21 protein-coding genes and 1 tRNA gene are annotated in these 23,499 nt (G+C 62.2%); 10 read left to right on the forward strand and 12 right to left on the reverse strand.

What is annotated here, in order from left to right; genetic code table 11:
• Positions 1–135 precede the first annotated feature (135 nt).
• The 6 genes from ACFQ9V_RS00980 to ACFQ9V_RS01005 all read right to left on the reverse strand — a co-directional run bounded on the left by ACFQ9V_RS00980 (position 136) and on the right by ACFQ9V_RS01005 (position 10,088).
• The gene (locus ACFQ9V_RS00980) at positions 136–1,818 is read right to left on the reverse strand and encodes a UvrD-helicase domain-containing protein (RefSeq protein WP_382457319.1); all 1,683 of its coding nucleotides are present in this window, start codon (positions 1,816–1,818) and stop codon (positions 136–138) included.
• Positions 1,819–3,429 (reverse strand): ATP-dependent endonuclease, encoded by a 1,611-nt coding sequence (locus tag ACFQ9V_RS00985; protein WP_382457320.1) that lies wholly within the window; start codon positions 3,427–3,429, stop codon positions 1,819–1,821.
• A complete protein-coding gene (locus ACFQ9V_RS00990) occupies positions 3,426–6,563 on the reverse strand; it encodes a type I restriction endonuclease subunit R (protein ID WP_382457321.1) in 3,138 nt (1,045 codons plus the stop codon). Before ACFQ9V_RS00990 ends, ACFQ9V_RS00985 begins: the two co-directional genes overlap by 4 nt.
• Positions 6,560–7,294 carry a TIGR02391 family protein gene (locus tag ACFQ9V_RS00995; RefSeq protein ID WP_382457322.1) on the reverse strand — a complete coding sequence of 245 codons (735 nt, stop codon included), beginning with the start codon at positions 7,292–7,294 and terminating at the stop codon, positions 6,560–6,562. The genes ACFQ9V_RS00990 and ACFQ9V_RS00995 overlap by 4 nt, the downstream gene beginning before the upstream one ends.
• Positions 7,291–8,316: a restriction endonuclease subunit S gene (locus ACFQ9V_RS01000; RefSeq protein ID WP_382457323.1), complete on the reverse strand. Its 1,026-nt coding sequence runs from the start codon at positions 8,314–8,316 to the stop codon at positions 7,291–7,293. The genes ACFQ9V_RS00995 and ACFQ9V_RS01000 overlap by 4 nt, the downstream gene beginning before the upstream one ends.
• Positions 8,317–8,501: 185 nt before the next feature.
• Positions 8,502–10,088 carry a type I restriction-modification system subunit M gene (locus tag ACFQ9V_RS01005; protein ID WP_382457324.1) on the reverse strand — a complete coding sequence of 529 codons (1,587 nt, stop codon included), beginning with the start codon at positions 10,086–10,088 and terminating at the stop codon, positions 8,502–8,504.
• A 183-nt stretch (positions 10,089–10,271) separates the two neighbouring features.
• Between ACFQ9V_RS01005 and ACFQ9V_RS01010 the strand changes: the two genes are divergently transcribed.
• The 3 genes from ACFQ9V_RS01010 (at position 10,272) to ACFQ9V_RS01020 (ending at position 12,866) form a co-directional block, all read left to right on the forward strand.
• Positions 10,272–11,078, forward strand: a complete 807-nt coding sequence (locus ACFQ9V_RS01010) for a hypothetical protein (protein ID WP_382457325.1) — start codon at positions 10,272–10,274, stop codon at positions 11,076–11,078.
• A 74-nt stretch (positions 11,079–11,152) separates the two neighbouring features.
• Complete coding sequence (locus ACFQ9V_RS01015; protein WP_382457326.1) at positions 11,153–11,626, forward strand: hypothetical protein; 474 nt, start codon at positions 11,153–11,155, stop codon at positions 11,624–11,626.
• 595 nt (positions 11,627–12,221) lie between these two features.
• Positions 12,222–12,866 carry a hypothetical protein gene (locus tag ACFQ9V_RS01020; RefSeq protein WP_382457327.1) on the forward strand — a complete coding sequence of 215 codons (645 nt, stop codon included), beginning with the start codon at positions 12,222–12,224 and terminating at the stop codon, positions 12,864–12,866.
• 206 nt (positions 12,867–13,072) lie between these two features.
• Here ACFQ9V_RS01020 and ACFQ9V_RS01025 read toward each other — a convergent pair whose 3' ends face one another.
• Both ACFQ9V_RS01025 and ACFQ9V_RS01030 read right to left on the reverse strand, forming a co-directional pair.
• Positions 13,073–14,089 (reverse strand): TIR domain-containing protein, encoded by a 1,017-nt coding sequence (locus tag ACFQ9V_RS01025; RefSeq protein WP_382457328.1) that lies wholly within the window; start codon positions 14,087–14,089, stop codon positions 13,073–13,075.
• 259 nt (positions 14,090–14,348) lie between these two features.
• Entirely contained in the window at positions 14,349–14,834 is a 486-nt protein-coding gene (locus ACFQ9V_RS01030) for a hypothetical protein (protein ID WP_382457329.1), read from the reverse strand.
• Between the two features lie 1,639 nt (positions 14,835–16,473).
• Between ACFQ9V_RS01030 and ACFQ9V_RS01035 the strand changes: the two genes are divergently transcribed.
• The 7 genes from ACFQ9V_RS01035 (at position 16,474) to ACFQ9V_RS01065 (ending at position 20,313) form a co-directional block, all read left to right on the forward strand.
• Positions 16,474–17,796 carry a hypothetical protein gene (locus ACFQ9V_RS01035; protein WP_382457330.1) on the forward strand — a complete coding sequence of 441 codons (1,323 nt, stop codon included), beginning with the start codon at positions 16,474–16,476 and terminating at the stop codon, positions 17,794–17,796.
• A gap of 32 nt (positions 17,797–17,828) precedes the next feature.
• Entirely contained in the window at positions 17,829–17,978 is a 150-nt protein-coding gene (locus ACFQ9V_RS01040) for a helix-turn-helix domain-containing protein (protein ID WP_382457331.1), read from the forward strand.
• Positions 17,979–18,003: 25 nt separating this feature from the next.
• Positions 18,004–18,210, forward strand: coding sequence for a ribbon-helix-helix protein, CopG family (locus tag ACFQ9V_RS01045; protein ID WP_382457332.1), 207 nt, complete (start codon positions 18,004–18,006; stop codon positions 18,208–18,210).
• Between the two features lie 12 nt (positions 18,211–18,222).
• Positions 18,223–18,744: a hypothetical protein gene (locus ACFQ9V_RS01050; protein ID WP_382457333.1), complete on the forward strand. Its 522-nt coding sequence runs from the start codon at positions 18,223–18,225 to the stop codon at positions 18,742–18,744.
• 2 nt (positions 18,745–18,746) lie between these two features.
• The gene (locus tag ACFQ9V_RS01055) at positions 18,747–19,136 is read left to right on the forward strand and encodes a hypothetical protein (RefSeq protein ID WP_382457334.1); all 390 of its coding nucleotides are present in this window, start codon (positions 18,747–18,749) and stop codon (positions 19,134–19,136) included.
• Positions 19,137–19,463: 327 nt separating this feature from the next.
• Positions 19,464–20,066, forward strand: coding sequence for a hypothetical protein (locus ACFQ9V_RS01060; RefSeq protein ID WP_382457335.1), 603 nt, complete (start codon positions 19,464–19,466; stop codon positions 20,064–20,066).
• Positions 20,067–20,103: 37 nt separating this feature from the next.
• Entirely contained in the window at positions 20,104–20,313 is a 210-nt protein-coding gene (locus ACFQ9V_RS01065; protein WP_382457336.1) for a hypothetical protein, read from the forward strand.
• 225 nt (positions 20,314–20,538) lie between these two features.
• On the opposite strand, the gene ACFQ9V_RS01070 is transcribed toward ACFQ9V_RS01065, so the two are convergent.
• From ACFQ9V_RS01070 to ACFQ9V_RS01085, 4 genes are all read right to left on the reverse strand, one after another.
• The gene (locus ACFQ9V_RS01070) at positions 20,539–21,135 is read right to left on the reverse strand and encodes a hypothetical protein (protein WP_382457337.1); all 597 of its coding nucleotides are present in this window, start codon (positions 21,133–21,135) and stop codon (positions 20,539–20,541) included.
• Positions 21,136–21,244: 109 nt separating this feature from the next.
• The gene (locus ACFQ9V_RS01075; RefSeq protein ID WP_382457338.1) at positions 21,245–22,513 is read right to left on the reverse strand and encodes a tyrosine-type recombinase/integrase; all 1,269 of its coding nucleotides are present in this window, start codon (positions 22,511–22,513) and stop codon (positions 21,245–21,247) included.
• A gap of 115 nt (positions 22,514–22,628) precedes the next feature.
• Positions 22,629–22,704, reverse strand: a tRNA-Thr gene (locus tag ACFQ9V_RS01080).
• Between the two features lie 87 nt (positions 22,705–22,791).
• A complete protein-coding gene (locus ACFQ9V_RS01085) occupies positions 22,792–23,490 on the reverse strand; it encodes a TetR family transcriptional regulator (protein WP_382457339.1) in 699 nt (232 codons plus the stop codon).
• Positions 23,491–23,499 lie beyond the last annotated feature (9 nt).

The following is a 23,499-nucleotide window of genomic DNA, read 5'->3' on the forward strand; positions in this document are numbered from 1 at the left end:
GCGCTGGCCCGACGGCTCTCTTCCTGCTCACGCACGTAGGCATGACGGATCACTAGCACGTCTGATGGATTGATACCCGCTCAATGAGAAGTCGACGAAGCGTTACCCTCAAAGCACATCCCTCACTCGCGGTGTTTATCGCGCGGCGATTGCCGCCCAGTCAGCCGACTTGAACCATTCGACGAGACCGTGAGCGTCCGTGGGTTTCGCGGATGCAAGCCGCGTCAGGAACGGCGATGCCGCACGGTTCATGGGACTCCCGGCGTTGGTGGGGACCGAGGCCGCCCGGCTCACAATTACGCCATGGCGCGCGCGGGAGAGCATGACCGACAAGACCCTCGCTTCTTCCGTCTTCTCCTCGGCTGTGGTCGCACGAAAGTCGGGAACGACGCCATCCTCGAGGCCGACCACGACTACCCAATCGAACTGCTGCCCCTTGCCAACATGCCCGGTGAGCAAGTGCACGCCTGGTGCCGAGATCAGCGTGGTGGCGTCGCCGATCTGAATCCGCGAACGGATCTCAGCGGCGCTCGTGCCAGCCCTAAGTAGGTCGTGGCACCAATGCAGGGCATCGAGAAGGCTCTCGCGACCGCTGGGCTCCGAAATGGAGTCGAAACCGGACGCCTCGCGCAGGAAGACCAGCTTGTCCGGTGCAGCTTCGTGGCCCCGAGTGTCGAAGCGCGCGAGCATTGACTTCATCGCACTAGCAGTATCGGTGTCCAGCACACCGTCGTCCCATCGAAAGAAAGACAAACCCTCTGCCGCCAAGCCGGCTTCCACGAAACGCCGTCGACCAAGCGTCCGAGCGACAATACCGATCCGTTGGCCGGGAACGTGCGCAACTAGCGTCTGGGCGACTTTGGCCACCCACTCGCCTTCCGCAACCGCGGTTTGGTGTGCGACGGAAACGGCCAATCCTCCACCGGGCCAAGTGGAGGGGGCGGCGCAAGTCAGCACCGTACCGGCTGTGAGCGGCGCCATAGCGTTGACCATCGCGAGCACCGCAGGTGACGACCGATGCGATTCCGAAAACTTGATCACTTCGGTGCACTCGGAGCGGATGGCAGCATAGATCTCCACAGGCTTAGCTCCTGCGAAGCCATAGATGCCTTGCGCGAGGTCTCCAGCGAAGGTCGTCTGCTTGTACCCGATGCGATTCACGATCCGGAGTTGCTGCGGCGTGAGGTCCTGGAATTCGTCAACAATCACGCTTCCGAAGTGCGCCCGATAAAGATCAGCGACGGCATCATTTGCAAGGATGAGTTCGGCCAGGCGCGGAAGATCATCGTAGGTCAGTCGTCCTTCGGTGAGGCGCAGGCGTTCGATTGCGAGAGCGGCTTCCCGCCCAGGTGCGCTGAGATACGCATCCACCTCCTCGTCCGTCCGCGGTTCCTGCTTAGCTACGCGTAGTGTCTTCTGCACCGCGGCAGAGGTATTGAAGTCGAACGCCTGCGCCCGGCACTGGGCGCCGACCCAGTCGCCGTCAGGGATAATCATGGCCGGGTCGAGTTCAATCACATTGGCGTGCGCTCGAAACAGGCGCGCAGCAAGTCCGTGGAAATTCGTGATGGAAACACGCTCCCGAAGCGTTGTCGACGAGAGATAGTCCCCGAGTCGCTCGCGAATGTTGTCGCGGGCGCGGTTTGAGAAGGTTGTAACGAGGACCTTCTGAGGGGCTCTCACGTCCCCGCGCTGGAGCAGCCCTTGAATGCGCAGCGCTAACGCCTCGGTCTTGCCGCAGCCTGCCGGAGCGATGACAAGGAGATCGCGCGCGGCGGCATCACGAATCGCAGCCTGCGACGGTGTGGGCGTAATCATTTAACCGGCGATCTCCGTGAGTAGGTCGTTGATACTGGTGATCGCCGATGCGTTTGATTCCGTCAAGATTGGGAGCACTGACAGAGCTGCTCTGATCTTCCGTTTGTTGTGGCGGCAGAACTCAGCGACATCGTCGTCGGTCAGTGTCCCACCCGGACCAGTTCCGACACAGTTGGTGAGCTCGTTCTTCGAGAAATGTCCGCCTGCCACCAACGCCTTGTGGACGTCAGCGGCGCCAAGTGCTCGAACATACTCGTCTTCGAGATCCCGCTGCGAGACAAACACAGAATTGGCCTGAAGGTCGGCCACCGAGATTCCGAGTGCGTTCGCTACGTCCTGCTTGGCCTTATCGTCGTCGATGAGGCGAGTGACGGTGAGCTTGAAGCCGGTAGCCCCGAAGAGCTTGGCGATGGGAAGGATCTCGCTTGCACCATCGGTCTCGATGATGGAAACGCCGAGGCGGTCGAGATTGCGGTCGGTGAGGTCCGCGACGCGTTCCAGGAGGATGCGGTCCGAAAGTCCTTCCACCGTGACGACTCGCGTAGCGGTGAGCGGTTCCAGCTTGTCTCTTACCCACCACTTCACGAACATTCGTTCGTCGGCTGCGAGAAACCCTGCATCTGGCTGGACGATCTTGCCGCCGGGCCGGACGACGACGATGGAGTCGGCGTCGAACGCGCCGACAATGTCCGATGAGTGAGTCGCAAGGACCTTCTGGTTACTACTTGTGCGCAGGAGACGAGCAAGACTGCGCTGGGAGGTGGGGTGGAGATGAATTTCGGGCTCGTCGATCCCCACGACATTCGCGCCCGCGCTCATGAGGTCGTAGAGCGCGATCGCGTACAGGGCCCGTGTGCCGTCGGACTGCTGTGATAGCTCGTGGTCGACGCCGCCCTTGGATACACGCAGCCGGACGTCGCTAAGGACGTCGTCGTCGGCAGACGCGCCACTCACGAAGGACAGATCCTTCTTCCGCAGCTTTTCGGGCAGCGCCCTTGAGAGTTGGCCGGCTAGCTGCTTGCGGAGGTCGCCGAGCGTGTTCGATGCGTTGAGGGCATCTTGAAAGCCAGTCGCGATTGCATCGAAGGTTGCCTTCTCCGCGCCAAGGTCTACGGCACGCAGCATGTCATCGAGTGCGGAGCGGCGATCTTCGCGGAGATCACGAGTTTGCGCCGTGGCGCTCAGGAACTTCCAGCCGAGCCCCCCGATCTGATCTCGAGATAGCTGGCGGCCTGTCCCCGCGTGAGGGCCCGTGCGAGTGATGCTGAGTGACTCGCTGGCATCGACGGAGGCAGTGAGCTGGATCGTCAGCGACCTCTCGTTGGTCGCAGGGTCGACGAATATCTCATCGGCGAAAAGCGCCTTTTCCTCCGTAGAGAATTCAGCGAGCTCAACCTCGAATCTGAGCTCCTGCGTCGAATCGCGGAAATCGTCGACGCTGAGATTCGCGTACAGCTGAGCCGTGCTAGCGCCAAGTACCAAGTCGAGGGCCCGAAGAAGTGACGACTTGCCGACGTCATTAGCGCCCACGAGTACCAAGTGGTCGCGAACCGAAATCTCTCTGTCCTCGAGCCTGCGGTAGTTCTCGATCTTGATTCGTGTCAGTTTCATGCGGCTTCCCCGGTTGCAAACAACTCCGCCTGTTGAAGTACGAGCTCGATCACGTTCTCTTCCTGGTCCGGCGGGTAGTCGTATCGATCGAGCAACTTGCGGATTTTGGAGCGCATCTCGGCCTGAACGCTCTCCTTCAGGTTCCAGTCGATCGTCGCGCTCTGACGCACAGCCACGACAAGCTTTCGTGCGATCTCCTTCAGCACTTCATCCCCAAGTTCCATCACGGCGGAATCGTTCTGAGCGACGGCGTCGTAGAAAGCGACCTCATCTTCGCGGAGCCCGAGCGCCTCGTAGCGCTTTGTGCTGTCTCGCATCTGTTTGGCGAGTTTGACCAGCTCGGCAATGATCTCGGCGGTTGTAAGCGACCGGTTTGTGTAACGGTTGATCGCCTCCTCGAGTTGTTCGGAGAACTTCCGAGACTGCACGAGGTTGGTTTGCTGGATGGAGCGGATCTGGTCGTTGATCAGACGTCGGAGCAATCCCATCTGGAGGTTCGGCTTGTCCTTCCCAGCGAGCGAGTCGAGGAAGTCGTCGGAGAGGATCGAAAGCTCAGGCGTCTCGACTCCGGCCAGGGCGTAGATGTCCATCACTTGGTCCGCGGCCACAGCCTCGTTGACGAGCTGTCCGATAGCGGTGTCGATCTCGACGGCGCCAACTCCCCCGCGACCTGCGTCCGGATTCAGGATCTTGAGAATGGCTGAGCGGACGTCGCTGAACATGCGGACGTCGTTCCGGATGGCGGCTGCTTCGTCCCGTGCGCCGCAGAGCGCGAAGACCTTCGCCAGCGCGAGCACCTGGTCATTGAAGCGAGGCGTCCGGTCTGGGTCAGCCATGACGTAGTCGAGGACCTTGGCGTGCTGGGCCAGCCGCTCAGCAGGCGAGAGTTCAGGCGACGGGTCGTATTCGCAGCCATGAAGAATGCCGCGGACGACGTCATGCTTTTCCAGCATCGCGTCCACGAGCTCTTCGATCGGTACGCCTGCCTGATCGCGGTCTGACGGCGAGTACTCTTGCAGCGCTTCCTGCAGGTTTGAGAAGACGCCGATGTAGTCGACGATGAGACCGCCAGGCTTGTCGCGGAAGGTGCGGTTCACCCGAGCGATGGCCTGCATGAGGCCGGCGCCTTGCATCGTTTTGTCGACGTACATGGTGTGCATCGACGGTGCGTCGAAGCCAGTGAGCCACATGTCGCGGACGATCACCAGCTCGAGCGGGTCGTCTGGGTTCTTCGCGCGCGCCTTCAACTCCTTGCGCACATCCTTGGAATGAATGTGGGGCTGGAAGCTGGCCGGGTCAGCGGCCGAGCCCGTCATAACGACCTTGATCTTGCCTTCAGCAGGGTCATCGGAATGCCAGTCGGGTCGCAGCGCGACGATCTTTTCGTAGAGGCGTACCGCGATGCGGCGGCTCATGACGACAATCATGCCCTTACCCAAGAGTGCGTCTCGGCGCTTCTCCCAGTGGTCGACGATGTCGCGGGCCACCATATCGAGACGCTCCTCGGCGCCCACGATCGCCTCGAGACGCGACCAGCGAGACTTTGCCTTGAGCGCCTCGGATTCCTCGACCTGCTCGGTGATCTCGTCGGCAAGCTCATCGAGAGCCTCGTAGTCGCGGGTGCTGAGCTCGACCTTGGCGAGGCGGGACTCGTAGTAGATCTTGACGGTCGCGCCGTCCTCAACCGCACGGGTGAGGTCATAGACGTCGATGTAGTCACCGAACACCGCCCGAGTGGACTTGTCGTTCGATTCGATCGGCGTGCCGGTGAACCCGAGATAGGTCGCACCGGGCAGCGCGTCGCGAAGATGCTTGGCCAGGCCCGCACGCAGTTGACCCTTGGAGTCGAGCTTTTCGCCGAAGCCGTACTGCGAGCGATGCGCCTCGTCGGCGACGACGACCACGTTCCGACGATCCGTAAGGACTGGCATACGGTCGCCGTCCTCGCCGGGACGGAACTTCTGCAGCGTAGTGAATACGATGCCGCCTGATGCACGATGCAGCAGCTCGCGCAGCTCGATCCGGGTGTCAGCTTGTACCGGCCGCTCGGGCAGGATGCGTGCTGGGGCGAAGACTTCGCCGAAAATCTGGTCGTCGAGGTCGTTTCGGTCGGTGATGAAGACGAGCGTCGGGTTACTCATCCGCGGATCACGCATGATCTTCGCGGCATAGAAGACCATCTCGAAGCTCTTGCCGGATCCCTGGGTGTGCCAGACGACACCGCCCCGGCGATCGCCACCGGGGCTCGATGCCACGACGGTCGACTCTACGGCGGCATTGACGGCCCAGTACTGGTGGTACTTGGCGACACGCTTGACGAGGACCTTGGTCGGCTGGCCAGTCGCCATATCGGTGACTGTCTCCTCGCTAAAGACGACGAAGTTTCGGACAATATCGAGGAACCGTGCCTGATCGAATACGCCTTTGATCGCGGTCTCGAGTGCCGGACGGTTCGTCACGACCTCGCGTCCTTCGATCGTCTTCCACGGAGCGTAATGCTCGAAGCCGCCCGTGAACGAACTCATGGCTGCAGAGGTTCCGTCGGAGATGACGGCGACCGCGTTCGCAGTGAATACAGATGGGATGTCTGCGCGATAGGTCTGAATCTGGTTCCAAGCGCTTTTGAGCGTGGCGTTCTCGCTGGCAGGGTTCTTTAGCTCGAGCAAGCCGAGCGGGAGTCCGTTGACGAACACCAGGACATCGGGCCGGCGGTTCTTGGAGTTCTCAATGATCGTGAACTGGTTGACGGCCAGCCAGTCGTTGTTGGTGGGCTCATCGAAGTCGACCAGCCAAATGCGCGTCGTGCGTACTGCGCCGCCTCGGTCGCGGTACTCGACCGGCACTCCCTCAGTCAGAAGCTTGTGGACACGGGCGTTCTCGTCGACCGGGCTTTGGGACTCGGCACGCTCCAGGCGTTTGACGGCCTCGTCGATTAGTGTTCGATCGGTTCCGGGGTTGATCCGGCGGGCAGCGTCCCGGAGCCGTTCGTACAGGTACACCTGCTCGAAGGACTCACGCTCCTCCCCGAGCTCACCGGGAGCCATCATCGGTCCATAGCCGGTGTGATAGCCAAGCTGGCGGAAATAGTCGAGGGCTGCGAGCTCCACGATGTTCTCGTTCATGTTGCCGCTCATGACGGAACCTCGACCGTTGCGCTATCGACCCAGCGAGCAAGCACGCTCAACGCCGCGAGGTACTCCAGGGCAATCTGTTGGTCGATGTCCTCGGGACTCTCATGGTTGAACGGGTTCCGAATTCCCGCGTAGATGCCCTCTGCAAGCGCCATCGCTCCTCGCTGCATCGACTTGTACGTGTCGCTGGAATCCGGGGTCATTCGACGAAGCCGTGGCTTGCCTGCTTCGGCTGGCTTGTCGGTGAACGCCTCTTGAAAGAGCTTGGTCTCGCCGAGGTCGCGGCGTCCGAGCTTGTTTTGCGTCTCGGCGTTCACCTTCTTGGCCGCGTCTTCAACAGCCGAGCGGAAATGCCCAGACTGCCACAGCGAGCGAGCTCCACTCCAAACCCAGGGATGGAGATGCGCCGCCGAGATCTCAGGGGCATCCTCTCCAAGGTTCTGCCGGATTTCATCAGCACGAACGAGCGCTTCCCGAGCCCGAACAGCTGCCTCGTAGTGGATTGACCACTTCTGACGGCCCTTCTCCTTGATCGCCTCGCGCCAGCCCGGTATGACTCGGTCCAGAATATGCTCCACGACCTGGGCGCGCTTGACGATCTCGTCTTTAGACTCGGCCGTCTCATAGCTGTGGAGACCGATCGAGCCGGGCGGGGAAGGCACGCAGGTGACGGTGGTAGCTCTGACGAAGTCGTCGAGCTGGGCAATCGCCCACTCAGTATTGAGGCCAGTCATGCGACGGCCTCCACGGGCCGGCGGATTCGTCCGGACAACAGTTCGGGTAGAAGGGCATCCCGAAGCGCTTTCAGCCTGGGGACCTCGCGCCCGAGCTGATCAATTCGATCCTCGATTGCGAGCAGGACTGGCTCCAGGACTGCCGCTTGTTCCTTACCCGGCAATTCCAGAACGAGTGAGCCCAGGCGTGCCGGGCTCAGCTCCGTCTGACCCGTGCTTCCCGTAGCAAGGCTCTCGATGTTTCCCTCTCGCTCGAACATCGCATACGCAAGAACCGTTGGCTCGATTGCTTCGCGGTTGGGTTTCACGACAGAGATGTGACCATCCACGAATAGCGAGCCCCGATGCCAACGACCTACCCGCCCCAGTGTGCCCACACCTGTCGAGTTGACAAGAACATCTCCTGACTCAGCTTTCTTAGTGGCGGCCACTTCACGGTCAACCATTCGCCTGGCAGATGCCAAGGTCACCAAACCGCCACGTATGCACTTCTGGTTCACGACGACCGGGGCAGACTGGTCGCCGTCGGCGTACTTCGGTGTAACTCCTCGCACTATCGAGAGCGACACTTCCGAGAGCGTCTTGCTCACAGACGGGCTGGCGGCACGTGCGGCATCGAGCCTTGCCAGGCCAAGTGCCCGTAGGAGGGCGCGCTGGCGCAGGTTGGATTCAATCTTGTCATCGAGAGCCCCAAGCGTTTCCGCTATGTCGTCCTGCTCGTCGCGCGGAGGAAGGGGAACGGGTATCGACCGGATAACCGGCAGGTTCAGCCTTTGCGCCACCGAACCATCCTTGTGCGCCTGAACGTAGCTCGCCATAGCGCCTGAATTTAGCCAGAAGCGGAGGAAACGATGGTTGATCATGTCCGAGTTGGGGCGAATGAGTACCATCCTCTGACCGAGACAAACGGGCAACCCGCTTGGCACTTCTGCCGCTGAGCCGAAGTACGTTCCCTCCCGGCTATACAGCAGATCTCCGAAGGCGGGCTGGACACGGGATATCCGCGCCGCGTACGTTTCCATCGAGACACGCGAAGCCGACTCATACCGAAAAACTCCGTCCGCGACGTCGGGGGTTCGCGCGAGATAGGCGGGGCCTTCTGGATCCAACTTCGGGGTGGAGTGCGGGCAATCAAACACGCCCACCGAGAGGTCTTCGAGCGGATGCCAGGACCAAGTAGTGGGCACCTCGAGGAGTGCGAGGGCACTCAACGCTTTGCCTCCAGATGACGACGGATGAGTTGCTCGAGTTGGGCTCCGTGATCGAACGCCGCAAGCAGTTCGTCACTGAGTCGCATGATCTTTTCGTCGATGGGCTCGTCGTCGACGTCGGCCTCCTGAGTGCCGACATACCGCCCCGGCGACAGGACGAAGCTGTGCCGCTCAATCTCCTGAATTGCTGCTGACTTGGCGAAGCCGGGCACGTCCTCATAACCACCGCCGTGATTACGCCAAGCATGGTAGACCCCGGCGATTTTTTGGATATCGCCATCTTGACCATCGGTCAAGACACGAAGCTTGCGAGACTCCATCGAGCCGAGCTTCCTCGCATCGATAAAGAGAACCTCGCCACGGCGGTCGCGATGTCCGTTCCCATGCCGCCCCTTCGATACGAACCAGAGAGAGACAGGTATCCCAGTGTTGAAGAAGAGCTTGTCGGGCATCGCCACGATGCAATCCACCAGATCGGCCTCGACAAGCTTCCGACGGATCACGCCTTCTCCGTTCTGAGTCGAGCTGAGCGACCCGTTCGCCAGAACAAAGCCCGCCGTTCCATTAGGACGAAGGTGATGGATGAAGTGCTGCACCCAGGCAAAATTGGCGTTTCTCTCGGGCGGCGTGCCGTACTTCCAGCGCGGATCGTCGGCGAGCTTCGCATCCCACCAGTTGCTGATGTTGAAGGGCGGGTTGGCGATTATGAAGTCTGCGCGAAGGTCCGGGTGTAGGTCGTTGGTGAACGAGTCGCCCGAGCCTTTTCCGAGGTCTGCCTCAATGCCTCGCAGCGCGAGGTTCATTTTGGCGAGCTTCCAAGTCGTGTCGGTGTACTCCTGGCCGAAGACGGAGATGTCGTTGCGCTTGCCGCCGTGGGCTTTCACAAACTCGGCGGACTGAACGAACATGCCGCCCGAGCCACAAGCGGGGTCGTAGACGCGGCCCTTGTACGGTTCGAGCATCTCGACCAGCGTTTTCACCACTGATCGCGGCGTGTAGAACGCTCCAGCGTCCTTGCCGGTCTCCTTGCCGGCGAACTGGCCGAGGAAATACTCGTACACGCGCCCGAGGACATCGTCCGAGCCGTGGTCGTCGCTCTCCGTGAAGCCGATCGAGCCGATGAGGTCGACGAGCTGCCCGAGTCTGCCTTTGTCGAGCCCTTCCCGCCCGTAGTTCCGAGGGAGCACACCGCGTACGCTCGGGTTCTCCTTCTCGATGAGGTCCATCGCCTGGTCGATGTCCTGGCCGATGCTGGGTAGCTTTGCCCGGGACTGGATCGCTCCCCACCGGGCCTCCGCCGGCACCCAGAAGACGTTCGCGCGGGTGTATTCGCCGCGATCCTCCAAGTATTTCGGACGCCGATCCGGGTTCGGGATGTATTCGTCCGATTCGGGATCGGCGAGCGAGACATCGATCGCGTGACGCCGCTCCTCGAAGCGGTCAGAGATGTACTTGAGGAACACCAGGCCCAGCACGACGTGCTTGTACTCGCTCGGCTCTTGGTTGCCGCGCAGGGCGTCTGCGGCATCCCAGAGCCGCTGCTCAAGGGTCTTTTGTGGCTTCGGTTTCGCGGGTCGTGCCATCGGCGTAGCGGATCCTCCTGCGCGCCGGTGCGCGCGAACGTGTTATTGACTTCCCCCTGGGCGTCTCTCTCAGAGTAGCCAGCAGAGGCGACATCTGATGAGGACTCGCCCGAGGGGGGCTTGGCGCGCGGCCTGGGTACGACGCATAGAAGGCGCGGCAACTGTCGGTACGCCAGGATGACGGTGATGATCACCTACCTTGACTCACAGTCGGTCTCCGCGGACTACGTCTTCTGGCAGCAGGAGGATGAGAAGATCCGAGCGTTCTTGCGGACAACTAACCGCGGCATGGATTTTTGGCTTCGCGAACAGTGGGACGCTGCGGAAGAGAACGCCGCTGAGGTCTTCAATCCGAAGTACCACGCTGAGTGGCTCGTCGCCGAGCTGTACCAGCATCAGATCGGCATTTGGCCCGCGGACTACTTCTGGCAGTTGTCGGCTGCGGTCATCAAGGATGCGGTCGCACTGTACGAGGTGTTCCTGGAGATGCTCGCCAGCCATGTGCTCGGCCGTGCCGGTCATCGACTTGCAACGCTGAACACGGAAGATTCATGGCGGTGGCCCGAATGCCGTGCCTTCTACACGCACTACGTCGGCGTTGACGTTGCACCGCCCCGGATGGAAGCCGTGCTCTGGATCCGCAACAAACTAGCTCATCTTCGCGACGACCTCCGGACCGACGAAGGACGGAAGGACCTCAAGGATCACATTGACGCGCTCAACCTGAACACGCCACTCACCGATGAAGAGACGACGCTGGGCCTCGTGGAACACCGGCCGTACATGGCTCACGGTGTCGTCTTGACGCAGCTGCAGACATGGCGCCTATTGGACGTCATAGCTCAACACGTTGGGGTCGTGGCAGTCGCAGCGTTCCCCTATCTCTACCGGGGGAAGACAAATACCCATCTGGAAGCGCTACGGATGGGCGCGCCGATCCCGGTCGAGGACCTGTCGTTCAAACAAGCTCGGAAGCTGTTCGCACGGTAGCGCCCGTCAAGGTAGCCGGGGCCGATATACTCCTCCAAAACATGACGTTGCCTCAACTAACAAGGAGTCGATCGATGAGTTTCTCAATCGAAGTGTACGAGGCCATCAACGACACGGCGTTCCATATGCGTGGACAGGAAAAGTCCAACCGCGAATTGCGGTTGAAAATCGCAGAGATCTGCCGCCGATTTCCGAACGCCCAGGGTCTCGAGACAATGCGATTCGAACAGGGTAGGGACCTCTATTACCCTGTGATCTTCGCCTCAGCGTCGGGCGGGTTTATGGGCATGAACAGTTCCAATCGATGCGTGTTGGGAGTTTCCATGCAGGGAGTGGGAACGTCCAAGTCCAGGTGCAGCTTCGAAGACTTACTCATCGGCTACTCAGATTTCAACTGGCACACCATCGAGAACGTGCTTCGGCGTGCTCTTCAAGGCGACCCAATGTCATTCGATGAGTGGACGGGACAGAAAGGCCAGGCGGGAACCAAGATCGTCAACTACGGAAACGACAACACCATCGGCGGCCGGGATGTGACCCAGTGGTAGCGAAAGACGCGTCGCAGATCACGGTCCGAGGTGACGGCAATATCGTGGCTGGAAGGGATGTGAACATTGGCTCCCAACCCTTCTCCGTCGAACAAGTACCGGCTCCGTTTAGAGCGGAATTTGTGACTGTGGAAGGCTTCATCCGGTCTTCAGATTCGACGGAGAAAAAGCAGGCCAGAGTCCGCAAGTTCGCACGCGACATGACAATCTCGGGATTTGGGGCGGCGGCTGGCGCCGTTATCGCCTATCTACTCGCACTAATCTGAGCCGCACAATTTGTCTGCGCAACGATTGCGCAGACGGAGAGCTTGGTCACATCCCAGACAGCCTTAGTATTGCGGTCTCAATCCCATAGCATCCACGACATGTCGTCGCTTCGAACCGTGCGGGCCTAGTGTCACCATATGAGCTACAGCCACGGACCGGAGTTCGACGAGAGTGGGATCCGGAGTGGATCGAGCCCGAAATCAGGGAGGGTGGAGCCCTCGAACCAGATATATACCAGGGCTGGGGTCGATGGAGAGCCCGTATATATCCACCGGTCGGCCACGTCGCTGATGAGAACCCCCTTGCGATCGGACGCAACGGACTCTGGGTGGCAATTGACCGACTCTTTCGCGTGTTGGGCGCCCTCCCGGCAACACTTCCAGACGAGAACAACCTCAAACCGAGTGAGACTCCTACGGCGCAGGCAATCGTTGCGGTCTTTGACGCACTGGAGTGGGTGCACAGTCTCCACGATCATCTTCGAAGCGACGGCAGGTATGGTCGGCCCTCGGATCTCGACGAAGATCTCGGGAACTACGTCGAAGGCCTGATCGGTGCGCGGAACGCGTCTCATCACGGTCTTCGCCGCGTCGTCGGCTTTGTACCGGTTGCCATGTCGGTCTACAAGGTGGAAGGGGGAAGGGGGGTGCACACGGGCAGCTATGCCGAAGCCAGCCCCTTACTGCAGCTTCGCTGGCTGCGCTTCCTCCCTCAGCGACCAGAGGAGATTCATCAGGAAAAACCGATACTGCGCGTGACAGACCAGATCACGGCATACGAGGAGCACCTCGCCGGTCGCGACGTGCGCAATCGCTTCACCGCCGCGCTAGCCTTCTTCTTCGACGCGCTTGAGGGTCGACGATCGAGTCCAGACACGCTGCATGGGCCGGCCGAGAATCCGCCGCCCATCGATCCCGCGGTCATACGGCGGTCGATGCTATCGCGCGAAGACCCTGACCGCGTTGATCCCTAGGATCAGGCTTCACCGAGGGTGACGAGAGTATTCGTCAGAGGCCCGTGACATTCACTTCGGGCGGGGTGCTCCACCCGTGCCGGCTCTTGATCTAGCCCGCGCGAATGAGGTCCGATCCGAGCCAGCTAGATCTGCGGGTTCAGCCGTTCCGACTTCAGTTGTGATTCCGCCGTCATGCTGTGGCGGCGAATACCTTCCGCACCAGTTTAATTAGCTCCCTGCTGCAGAAGGGGAATTCCAGCTGCCTGCATTTCCTGACGCAGCTCCGATTTCCAGTTCGTTGCCTTTCCAAAATCGACGTAGACGAGGCCAGCAAGATCGGACGGCTTCTCCACACCTGCCGCGACTAACGCGACGACGTTGCTGCGAGTCAAGGCAGCTACAAAGTAGCCAAATTCAAATACCACATTCTGTCGGGCCCTTGGAGCTGACGGTCGATCAATAGCAGCCCCATAGTCGTCCGCCGTCATAAGCACCACCGCGAACGCTGAATGCTCCGCATACTTTTCAAACTTCTCGATGATGGTCCTCCCACGACTCGCTTCAAGCATTAGGACCGTGGGGACAACGCCGGTCGAGCGCGTAATGAAGTTCTCAACTTCGTTTCGAGAGGCGTCATCGTGGCCGTGAACGAGGAATATGTCTTTCTGGAAGCCCGTGCCACGGTGAGCTCTACGAGCCGGGAGCAACAAGAAGAAGTCGCCTTCCGCAGTGACGACGTGCTCCGACGTGCCGTGACCTAAACGGTCCACTAACTGCGGCGTACCTTCCTGTCGGAAAAGCGGTAACGCGTTAGGCCGAATGAAGGAGCTTGAAGTCGCCCCCGCATCCGAGCTCGGCACGTACAACCAGACGGGCCGGACGAAGTCGATCGAGTCAATTTCACCCTCTGCCAACTCGAAGACGTAGGCCTCTTGTTTTCCAAATGGCCCGGACTCAGTTCCCTTATAGCCGCCGCAAGCGTCGAACCAAGCTGCGCTGAGTGAATAGTCGCCAACTGCAATGGTTATGACGTCATTGTTGAGCGCAAGTGATACCGGCCATTTCGACTCCGGCCGTTCGATGAAGTACTCGACGGCGTCACGGCCATCGGGACCCGCTTCGACGATGACCACGTGACCGGAGAAGACCTTGGCGAACCGCATGCACCAAAGGTAGCGGCGCACAAAGCCTGTCGGCATCAATGGAACGAGCTGAAATAGCGCCTCGCTGAGTGGATACATGAAACGAGCGTTAGTCCCCCCGGCCCCTCCCCACACACGCTCCACCATCCGGGATGGGTCGAGACATCGGTCAGTTCTGTCTCGCGCCATCGGTCTCATTCGTGTGACAAGACATGGCCAAAGTGCGCCGGCCGCATCCAACCTCCCTCAGTTTGAAGCGCGCCAGCCTTGCGAGGAGCTTTTACTTCGGGTGGGCAGACCAGCCCACCGACTGCTGCCGGCGCCCATTCGCGAACCTGAACGACGGCAGCCCAGGGCGTTAGCGGCTCCGCCGTGGCCGGTTGGCCGCCTCGACGATGGCGTTTGCCGCGGCGGTCGTGAGGTGTTCGCTGTATGAGGTGTCGTGTGGCCCTCTGCCGTGACGGATGCCCGTCCCGTCGTACCAAATGCCGTATCGCTCGTCGTCGCGGTTCACCATGCCGGACGGTCGAGTGCCGGACACAGTCACAGCTATGAGACTGCGGTAGATGCCGGCCGCTTGCGCTCGTCGGAGCAGACCTCGAAGTTCCATGATCTCCTCGGTCTGCCGCTGATGCTCCTGCCACGTTGCGGTCCTCATCCGCGACTGGGGTGAGTATGGCGCGATCCCGCCGGGGCGCCACACGTTTTGGGCCCAGCAGATATTCCCCTCCATCGTGACGACGACCGTCCCGATGTCCCACACTCGCTCGTCAGAGAGATGCACGTGGAACTGCCCTTTCTTGGTCCGCTTCGGGGTAAAAGTCACCCGAACCAGTGTGGGCACACCAGAAGTGGAGAGTTCCCCGACCATCTCCCGACCTAGCGCGTCGAGGCGCTTCTGCCCTTCGTGAGCCATCTGCCGGGCTTTGTTGCGACGATCGACGGCGTCCTGGGCCGCCTGACGCTTCTCACGCTAGAAGCGCTCGACTTGATCCTCAATCCCCATGAGAAACCCTTCTCCGCGACTGGCCCGCTGCGAGCATCAGCATGTCGTCTCCGTGGAACCCCGGCAAGAGCAGCCGAGGCCAGCGAAGTGGCCGGACACTATTCGTCAGCGAACGGCGGCTCAGGTAGCTTGCGCCGCAGTTCCCGCATCCGTTGCAGTTCCCACAATGACGTTGCCGGAATCCGAATTTGTCCGCGGTAGACGACCGTGCGTAGTTCCCCTTTGTCGATCGCTTCGTGTATTGCGAGCTCAGGGACACGGCGTGCAACGCTGCAGCGGCAGGTAGGAAGTAGTCCGGGTCCTTCATGGCTCGCAAGGTAGCACCGTTGTGATCCCCTTTGCTGCCGAAGTTCGCTGCCCTTGCGAGCACCTTCGAGAGATAGCCACGAAGGGCGGCCGAGAAACGCTAGGCGACCTGCAACGGGAAATCGATGCAATCTGGGATGTGCTGCTTGACGAAGCCGGAACGCTCGACGACATCAACACCGGCTAAGGCTGACGCGACGCGAGATTCGAGGTCCGGCGGTAGCCGCGCATCTTAAGAGCTCGCGCCTCCTTCGTCGGCACTCGCGTGCGCTCCGCGGTGTCCACTGGCTTGTTGAGGGTACGCCTGCTTCAAGAAGCACGTGTCCACGTCGCATCCTCATGTCGTTGACGGAGCGTCGCCTGGGACCCGTCAGGTGCTGGGCGGCGAGGCCGGACTTCGTCCTCGTCGCGGCGGGTGTGTCGCGGGTCCGGCCCGGACGTGTGGAATGGTCTGGTCACCCTTCACCCGGTGATCGAACCGACGTCACCGGGGTGTTGGCGAGTTGTCCACGTCACGTTTCCAGGCCCCCATCTCGACCCCGGTTCGTTCACGTCCAACCGGCGCGACGGGGTCGGCGGACGAAGTCCACCTTCCTTCGTCTTGTGACAAACGGCAGTTGATGGAGCAGCGCTGGGATCGTCAACTCGCCTGCCCCGAATACCTCGACGCTTGTTTCCGCGTCCGTCGTGGCACGACAGCCGCGTTCGCCCTTCTTCCCTCGCCGCACAGCGGTGCGCACCTCCGGTTTTCCGCAGGCCGCGTCCGATGAAGACTTCGTGACCGTTTCATCGACTCACTCAGGTCGTCGGTCAGGGGCAGGAATGCGGAGGTCCTCAGCGGATGTCCGTACGCCGTGGCATGCCCCGAAACGGGGCCCCCACGGAAACTCTTACTCACTCAGCCACCAGGCCCACCAATTGCATGCAGGAGGTGAGCCGGCCCGCGGCGGACGTCACGGGCGATAAACGCCCTATTGCCGACTGACGAACGACGCAGATATCGAACGTTTTCGCCGCATGTTAATTGAGTAGAGCAACTGCTTCAGTTCGCGCCTGCCGGACGCAGTTTCTGCCTACAACCGATTGGAACGCTAAAGCTATGTCCGTACCTCCCCCAACGTTGTCCGTCCGACGCTTCGCGGACGTGCCGTCCGCGTGCCCAGATTGGTCCGTGTCCGCTGCGCACCGGTTCGACCCGTTCTGGGACGGACTGTGGGAGTCCGGAGCGAGCGCGTCCTGGGTGTCCCGCGACGCTGCGGACAGGCAGTCCGCCGCCGGCCTTTCAACCGTCCCGCAACACCTGTCGATGTCCGCCGATGACGCCTGGCATGACCTGACCACACCTTCGCGTCTCCCCCAACACCTTCGGGTGCTCGGGGCGATGGACATGTGGCGCACTCTAACCGCTGAACAGCTTGCAGCGCTCACCGGCATCTCACCGATCAGGACTGGTCGGTCGACGCAGTTGGCCGCGCAGTTCGCGCTTGGTCTCGCGGATGTCGGCCAGGTTCGGACGGCGCTTCGTTCGACCGCAAAAGCGGCGCGCGCCACCCTGTACCGGCCAAGCCCAACAGATGTTTTCCGTACCCAGGTGTCACCGCACCTCACCTACCCGGAATGGGTTGCAGTCACCGGCGGCCGGCCATTCTCCGCCGCGTCGCAGTACGACCGCCACAATGTCCTTGCCGCCGAACTCGCGCTGCGAGTGGCGGAGTGGTGCGAGGTCGGCACCGTCCTCGGTGAGAAGCTCTCCGCCGCGGACTTACTCACGGGGACCGGTATCGGCCGACCGCCGGTCAAGGGAACCACCCGCGCCGCCGACGCGACCCTCGTCCGCACAGATGGGCTGCGTATCGCGGTCGAATTGACCGCGAGCGTCGGGGAGAGATTCGAGGCGAAGGTACGCCGGTGGGCAGCCGACCTTTCCCGACTGCGACTGGCGGACAGCGGCCTAACGGTGATGTTCGTGATTGCTCAACGCCCAGACCGGAAAACCAACCGTGGCGCTTTGCGCACCAAGGTCCTACAGACTATCGCTCGAGCGGTATCCAGCTATCCGGGGGTGTCCTTCGACCGGACTGCTGAACGTATTCTCGTCGCCGATTGGGCGGACTGGTTTCCGGCCCCCGGCGTGGTGTCGCCGACTTTCCTGAGCCTTGACGCCGTCCGTCCCACTGGACCGTATGGGGCGCTCTGGGAGACCGCTTCTGCATTGGACATCTTCAGCATGCCGTTCCAACCGGGTGAGCCGGGACGCGCGCTGGCGATCCTGGACAACGCCAACGCCCTCGGTGGTGTGCCCCACTGGCTGCGGACCGGTCTCGGCCCCGAGCTGTGGCAGATAGCGGTCTCGGCTGCCGGTTACAAGGGCATCCCGGCCCCCAAGCCTGCCCGCCCGAACTCCGCGGTGGGACTGCAGCTCGGCGCAGCTAAAGGCGTCGCTGGCGCTGCGCGTCCACCTCGCCGGCTGGGGTTACCGCTGGGCCAGCGGTAACTCGGGAGGGCTATCCACCTGACCAGCAGATTTTGGTAAGTGCCGCAAAAGCCGGGCGACCACCCGCCCTATCCCCTGCTCAGCGTCGCGAGGCGATCAGACTCCGCGCGGAAGGGCGAACCGCCGCGGAGATAGCGGAACTCTTCGGCTGCTCCCCGCGCACGGTTCGCCGGGTGAGATGAGCGCGTAGGCGGTACCATCCGGAGTATGGCCATGACGGTGCGTTTGCCAGAGCAGCTCGATGCGCAGATTGCTGAGCTCGCCGAGAGGATGCACACGTCCAAGGCCGCGTTGATGGTGGAGGCGGCGGAGATTCTCGTCGCCCGTTACACGCGGCAGGCTGCTGTGGACCGTGTCGTCAACGACGTACTTGCCCGCGACAAGACTCTGTTTGCTCGGCTAGAGGACGCGTAAGGGAGGCTGAGCGTGGCGCATAAATTGTCGCCGTACTTCGAGCAGGTGCTGGAGGAGCTCCGGCGGCTGCTATCCGATATCGAGGACGACGATCTTCGCCTGACCCCAGACGAACCGGCCGCACACGTCGCCGCGCGCATGCTCGCCGCCCGCTGGTCTCACTACCGAGACTGGGATGCCAAGGCAGGGCCTTTCTACGAGTCTGGTGGCCTCAGCGCGTGGCTCAACGCGGATGCGGACGAGATCGACCGGATGGAGGCAGCCGGCGACCTGCTCTCGGTCACAACAGACGCCGGCCGACGGCTTTTTCCCGCTTTTCAGATCTCGCCTTCGGGGAAGCCTCTCCCTCACCTCGCGGAGGTCCGGAGCGTCCTCGACCCGGCGCTGCCCAACCCGCTGACCGTCGCCAGGTGGCTGAACACGCCCAGCCCAAGCCGGTTCCATGGACGGACCGCCGCGCAGGTGCTGTTCGCCGGCGACCCGGAACCCGTGCTCGCGGCGGCGCGCGACGACGCGAACCGGCTGGCCCACTGACCATGTCCGATTCCGATCAGCGGCCGGGCTTTCGCGCTCATGAGGACTCGCTCCGGCTGCCGTTCGACGAGCTCACGACGCGCCTCCGCCACAGCCTGGGCGTAAGGCTCGTCGGGCTTATCGGTAATGTGACGACGGCGAGCGAGGTGTCGAGTTGGGCTGACGGCCACAGCACACCCGGAGACGCGGTTCAGGAACGGCTGCGCTGTGCGTATCAGGTGACCGAGCTGCTACGGGACCGCTACGACGCCGTGACCGTCCAGACCTGGTTCAAGGGCCGGAACGCGTCGCTCGACGATGTGGCCCCGGCGCAACTGCTCCGCGAGGGTGACCCGACGGAGGCTGGCCGAAAGGTGCTCGCCGCGGCGACGGACTTCGCCTATATCGGGTAAGTGCACTGGGCTCGACCTGAGCCGGGCGCCCAGCTTCTGTCGCCGGTGTACCCGAAGCAGTGCTCGACACCGCAACGGCGGCGACACGTGAACGGTCCGCTCGGACAGCAAACACGGTCCCGGCTTGATAGTGCGTGGCGTCGGTGACAGCGTGAATCCGAGGCCGTTTCCTTCCTCCGGATAAATCTGTCCAGACAGACAGATGGACGTACGGACGTACGGACGTACAGACGGGCGAACAGACAGGCGAACCATGTCGGTACGGCCACGCACACGCCGGCAGCGAAGTCATCCGACCGGGGAGCGCTCGTGGTGCATGCTTAGGGCATGGCCGCCGAATTTGTGTCGCTTTCCCAGGACGATTTCGAACTGTACGCGGCACAAATGGAGCAAGTGAAGGCGCGCGTAAACGCGGCGCTAGGGTTCTTCGCGCTGCCGCCTGCCTACCCATCCGTTGAGGCCGGCCTGCTGCAACTTCGATTGGCGCTTGAAACCGTGGTCATGTCATCGCTCGTATCCAACCGGAGTGCCATCGAGCGCGTCACGTCCTCGTTTGCTCAGAAGGACTATAAAAAGGCGCTCGCGCTCGCTAAGGAGGCAAACCCCAGTTTTTGGCCCCAACCAAGCGAACAGCGCCTAGACACCGAGACGAATCTGATGCGAATGTGGCCGATCACGACGGGTTACCTCACAGAAGACGAATACAAGCCGACCTGGGGCCGGCTTAGCGCATGGCTTCACGCGACTAACCCCTTCAAGGCCATGCCGACGCCTGTCGAAGGAGCCAACTTTGGACGCGAAGTCATAGGGAAGCTGACGACCCTTTTGAACCATCACTCGGTCCGCCTAGCTGACCGTGACGAGTTGCTGGTTTGCATTATGAGCGAGTTGGAGACAGATCGCGTCCACGTCTTCGGGTTCTCTCGATAGGACCTCAGCGGCGGGTCGGCGGCCCTACACTCGGCCCATGACGTACGACGACGAGCTCAGAGCCGATCTCCAAGGCATCCTTCGCCGCTTGGACCGCACGCAGCCGATCAGCCGCAACCTCGTCCAAGATCTACTCGCAGCGATGGAGGTCACCCCCGGCAACATCTTGGATCTGGGCGACGCCGTGACAGCGATTGTCGGGGCTGTCGTCGCACTCGAATCTGCCACCCGCCCCAACACCGAGTAAGCGGAGGCCTGGCGGTTACAACCCCAGCCAGCGGACAGCGGAGGTGGCAAGACGACCCAACGCGCGGCTCAAGGGCTTTACGCGTCCGATCGCTCACCGTCACGCTTCTCCTCCCCCCGACCTTCGGCCGGCGTCGACGCAGAGCCCCGCCATGTTGACCAGCCCGCCGGCTGACGTCCCGCCATCGTGACGGGACGCCGGGGGTGAGCTGCAGGCGGTGGCTGGTTAGTTGGAAGCAACCTCAGCAGCGGCACCGGGGCGCTCAAACGTGTCCCAGAGCGCAGCCGCGCGTCGGGTGATGTCCCACACAGTCTCTAGGACCGGTCGGAATGTCGCTCGGACAGCGGCGATGTCGTCGTCCTCCGGGTACTCCGTCCCACGTTCGAGGCAGATCTCCACGACCTCTTCCGGGTAAAGTTCCCCGTCCGCCTCCCGCCACGCCTCCACGATCGCTGCGAACAACGGCAGGTTCACTCGGACCCGTTCCGTCTCCTCAAGCCACCAAGCGTCTTGCAACCCGTTGATGCGAAGAAGCCGGTCAGCGGACGGGTCCGCTTCTGCCGCCTCAACATCCCGCGCCCACTGATCGACCAGGTCCCGACGGGCGGCGTCCGTGTCGGCCTGTAGCGCGTCAAACGCCTTGAGTTTCGATGCGACCAGCTGTGCACCTCGGGACCGGGCGCGGCTACGAGGGGATCGGACAACGACCGGCAGCCCAGTGACCTCATCGCGGCCCAGCCGATACTGCAGTCGGCTCTGGTGGCAGAAGTACGCCTCGGCTGCGGCGCGAAGCTCGGGGGTCGTGGGGGTTGGGTTGGTCATCAGTCAGTTCTTTCTTCCGGCGGTGTTGCCTCGTCGAGGCTAGTAGCCGCCGGGCCAACCACCGTGTTGGGCAGGCACCCCAGAACCGGGCACAGTGACGGGGGGTGGCTTACCGCGACAAGGACGCGCCGAGCTTCTCAGCTGCTTCAGCGCGACCTCTGAGGTCGAGTTGGTCGTCGTAGATGTCGGTGACACGGGATGCGCTGTGGCCGACGATGGCACCGATGGTGGTGTCAGGTACGCCGAGTCGCCGCATCAGCGTCACGCTCGAGTGCCGCATCCAGTAGGGGGTAGGCCGCTTTTTCGGATCCGCTAGCTGCTCAGGTGTCAGCACGCCGGCGGAGAGCATGATGTCCTGCCAGGCCTCGTTGTCGGCTTTGTGGAACCGAGGCCACCCGTTGGACATCGGGAACAGCAGGCCGTCCGGATTCGGCAGAGACTCGAGCCGCCCGAGCTGTTCCTGGACGGCGAGCGCCACTGGCTCGATCAGCGTGACATACCGAGTCGCTCCGTTCTTGGGGCGTTTCAACAGAAACCGGCCCGATAGCGGTCGGTATTCGAAACCAGCTGGGAGCTTGTACTCCTTGTCGGGGCAGTTGCCTGTCCTGGCGTACCCGCACGTGGGCTGCCCTCCATCGGCGCCGCACCCGTGGGTGAAATTTGCTTCTGTCACCGACCATTCCAGGGTGAGCCCGGTGAGGTCGGGTTCCAGGTTTTCCAGAACACAGCCGAAGACCTCAGCTGGTCGCGCCCCATAGATGAACCCCAGAAGCCACCTAGCGTAGTCCTCACGTGCCATAGCTGCGTCGAGGACGGCGATTGCCTGGTCCGGAGTGAACGCACGCCGCTTCGGGTTAGAGACGCTTCCTTCTGGCCTTTTCGGCATCTTCGCCAGAGTGAAGATGTCCCTTTTGACTTTCTGGTTGATGATTGCGTCGGTCCAGATCGATCCCATGACGCGATGAGCCTTGAGGGCGGTGTCGTACCCGAGCTTCCGCCTGTAAATCTCGTTGCGCACCCGTTTGATGTCGTTCGGCTGGATCTCCTTTAGCGGGATCTTCCCGATGACAGGGAGGATGTGAACCTTGAGAGTGCTCCTGTAATCACGTTCCGCATGTGGGCTCAGGTCCGGCCCGGCCTTCCACCACTCTTCCACCCACTGGGCGAAGGTCATCCGGCTCGCTGGAGTCTCGCCGGCGTCGATCTGCGCTTGCAGCCGTCGGAGCTTGCCGATGGCGATTTCTTTTTTGGTGCTCGTAACTTCACGTTGCCTGCGGCGCCCATCAGGGTGGAATCCATCGTCAACACGACCAATCCACAGGTTTTTGGACTGGCTGAAGTACAGTCCACCTTCACCGTGCTGACGCTTCTTTGGCATAAGCGGATCGTACTACCCACATCACTGCCCACATGCACCCGATATCAAGGCGTGTCATAGGGTGTGAATGGCACAGAACGAGAGGACGGGAAAACGGCTCTGACCAGGAGTTTTATGGAGCCGCCCGTGGGAATCGAACCCACGACCTTCTCATTACGAGTGAGATGCTCTGCCGACTGAGCTAGGGCGGCGTGGCCGGGCTCGCGCCCGGGCACAGTCAGATAGCTTACCCGATCCCGCAGGGTGCTATCGACCACGGCCGAGGTCGCCGCGGCGGCTCAGTTGAGCTGCCCGCCCAGTGCCTGGAGCTGGGCGAACGAGCTGCGGAGGCGGTCGGCGAGAGGCTCGACGCCGCCGTGATCGGCCCAGCACGACCAGGCGTGCCGCATGCCGGCGAAGGCGACGTAGGTGACCAGGCGCGCCTGCTGGTGGAGGGCCTCCTCGTCGGCGGCGAGCTCCTGGTCGTCGTGCGCGAGCCTGCGCTGCACGACGGCGCTCAGGGCGTCCTCGAACTTGTGCATGCTCGCCATCCGCTGGGCGAACAGCTCGGGGTTGCCCTTCAGGAGCGCGCGGCGGAGGGCGTGCAGTTCCTTCGCGCTGGCCGCGTTCTCGCCGGCGTGGGCGCCACCGCCGAGGTCGCCGTCCAGGTCGCCGGTCTCGATCGCGGCGATGAGGAGGGTGCCCATCCCGTCCAGGATCGGCTCGGCCGGGCCCGCCTCGATGAACCGCTCGATGCTGGCCTCGTCCGGGAGCTCCGGCAGCTCGCCGATGATCGCGGACTCCTTCGACGGGAAGTAGTTGAAGAAGGTGCGCGGCGAGACGTTCGCCGCATGGCTGATCTCGTCGACCGTGACGTGGTCGAAGCCCCGCTCGCTGGCGAGCTCGAGCGCGGCGAGCTGGATGGCGCGTCTCGTCGCGATGCGCTTGCGCTCACGGAGGCCCAGCTCGCTCTCCGCGGTCCCGATTTCTACAGTCACGAGTTCGAT

It is taken from the genome of Leifsonia sp. NPDC056665 (assembly GCF_042791795.1).
GTDB lineage: Bacteria > Actinomycetota > Actinomycetes > Actinomycetales > Microbacteriaceae > Leifsonia.

Coding starts and splice junctions, on each gene's coding strand:
- ACFQ9V_RS00980 (WP_382457319.1), bottom strand. CDS start 1,818: ATGATTACGCCCACACCGTCGCAGGCTGCGATTCGTGATGCCGCCGCG.
- ACFQ9V_RS00985 (WP_382457320.1), bottom strand. CDS start 3,429: ATGAAACTGACACGAATCAAGATCGAGAACTACCGCAGGCTCGAGGAC.
- ACFQ9V_RS00990 (WP_382457321.1), bottom strand. CDS start 6,563: ATGAGCGGCAACATGAACGAGAACATCGTGGAGCTCGCAGCCCTCGAC.
- ACFQ9V_RS00995 (WP_382457322.1), bottom strand. CDS start 7,294: ATGACTGGCCTCAATACTGAGTGGGCGATTGCCCAGCTCGACGACTTC.
- ACFQ9V_RS01000 (WP_382457323.1), bottom strand. CDS start 8,316: ATGGAAACGTACGCGGCGCGGATATCCCGTGTCCAGCCCGCCTTCGGA.
- ACFQ9V_RS01005 (WP_382457324.1), bottom strand. CDS start 10,088: ATGGCACGACCCGCGAAACCGAAGCCACAAAAGACCCTTGAGCAGCGG.
- ACFQ9V_RS01015 (WP_382457326.1), top strand. CDS start 11,153: ATGAGTTTCTCAATCGAAGTGTACGAGGCCATCAACGACACGGCGTTC.
- ACFQ9V_RS01025 (WP_382457328.1), bottom strand. CDS start 14,089: ATGTATCCACTCAGCGAGGCGCTATTTCAGCTCGTTCCATTGATGCCG.
- ACFQ9V_RS01045 (WP_382457332.1), top strand. CDS start 18,004: ATGGCCATGACGGTGCGTTTGCCAGAGCAGCTCGATGCGCAGATTGCT.
- ACFQ9V_RS01055 (WP_382457334.1), top strand. CDS start 18,747: ATGTCCGATTCCGATCAGCGGCCGGGCTTTCGCGCTCATGAGGACTCG.
- ACFQ9V_RS01060 (WP_382457335.1), top strand. CDS start 19,464: ATGGCCGCCGAATTTGTGTCGCTTTCCCAGGACGATTTCGAACTGTAC.
- ACFQ9V_RS01065 (WP_382457336.1), top strand. CDS start 20,104: ATGACGTACGACGACGAGCTCAGAGCCGATCTCCAAGGCATCCTTCGC.
- ACFQ9V_RS01070 (WP_382457337.1), bottom strand. CDS start 21,135: ATGACCAACCCAACCCCCACGACCCCCGAGCTTCGCGCCGCAGCCGAG.
- ACFQ9V_RS01075 (WP_382457338.1), bottom strand. CDS start 22,513: ATGCCAAAGAAGCGTCAGCACGGTGAAGGTGGACTGTACTTCAGCCAG.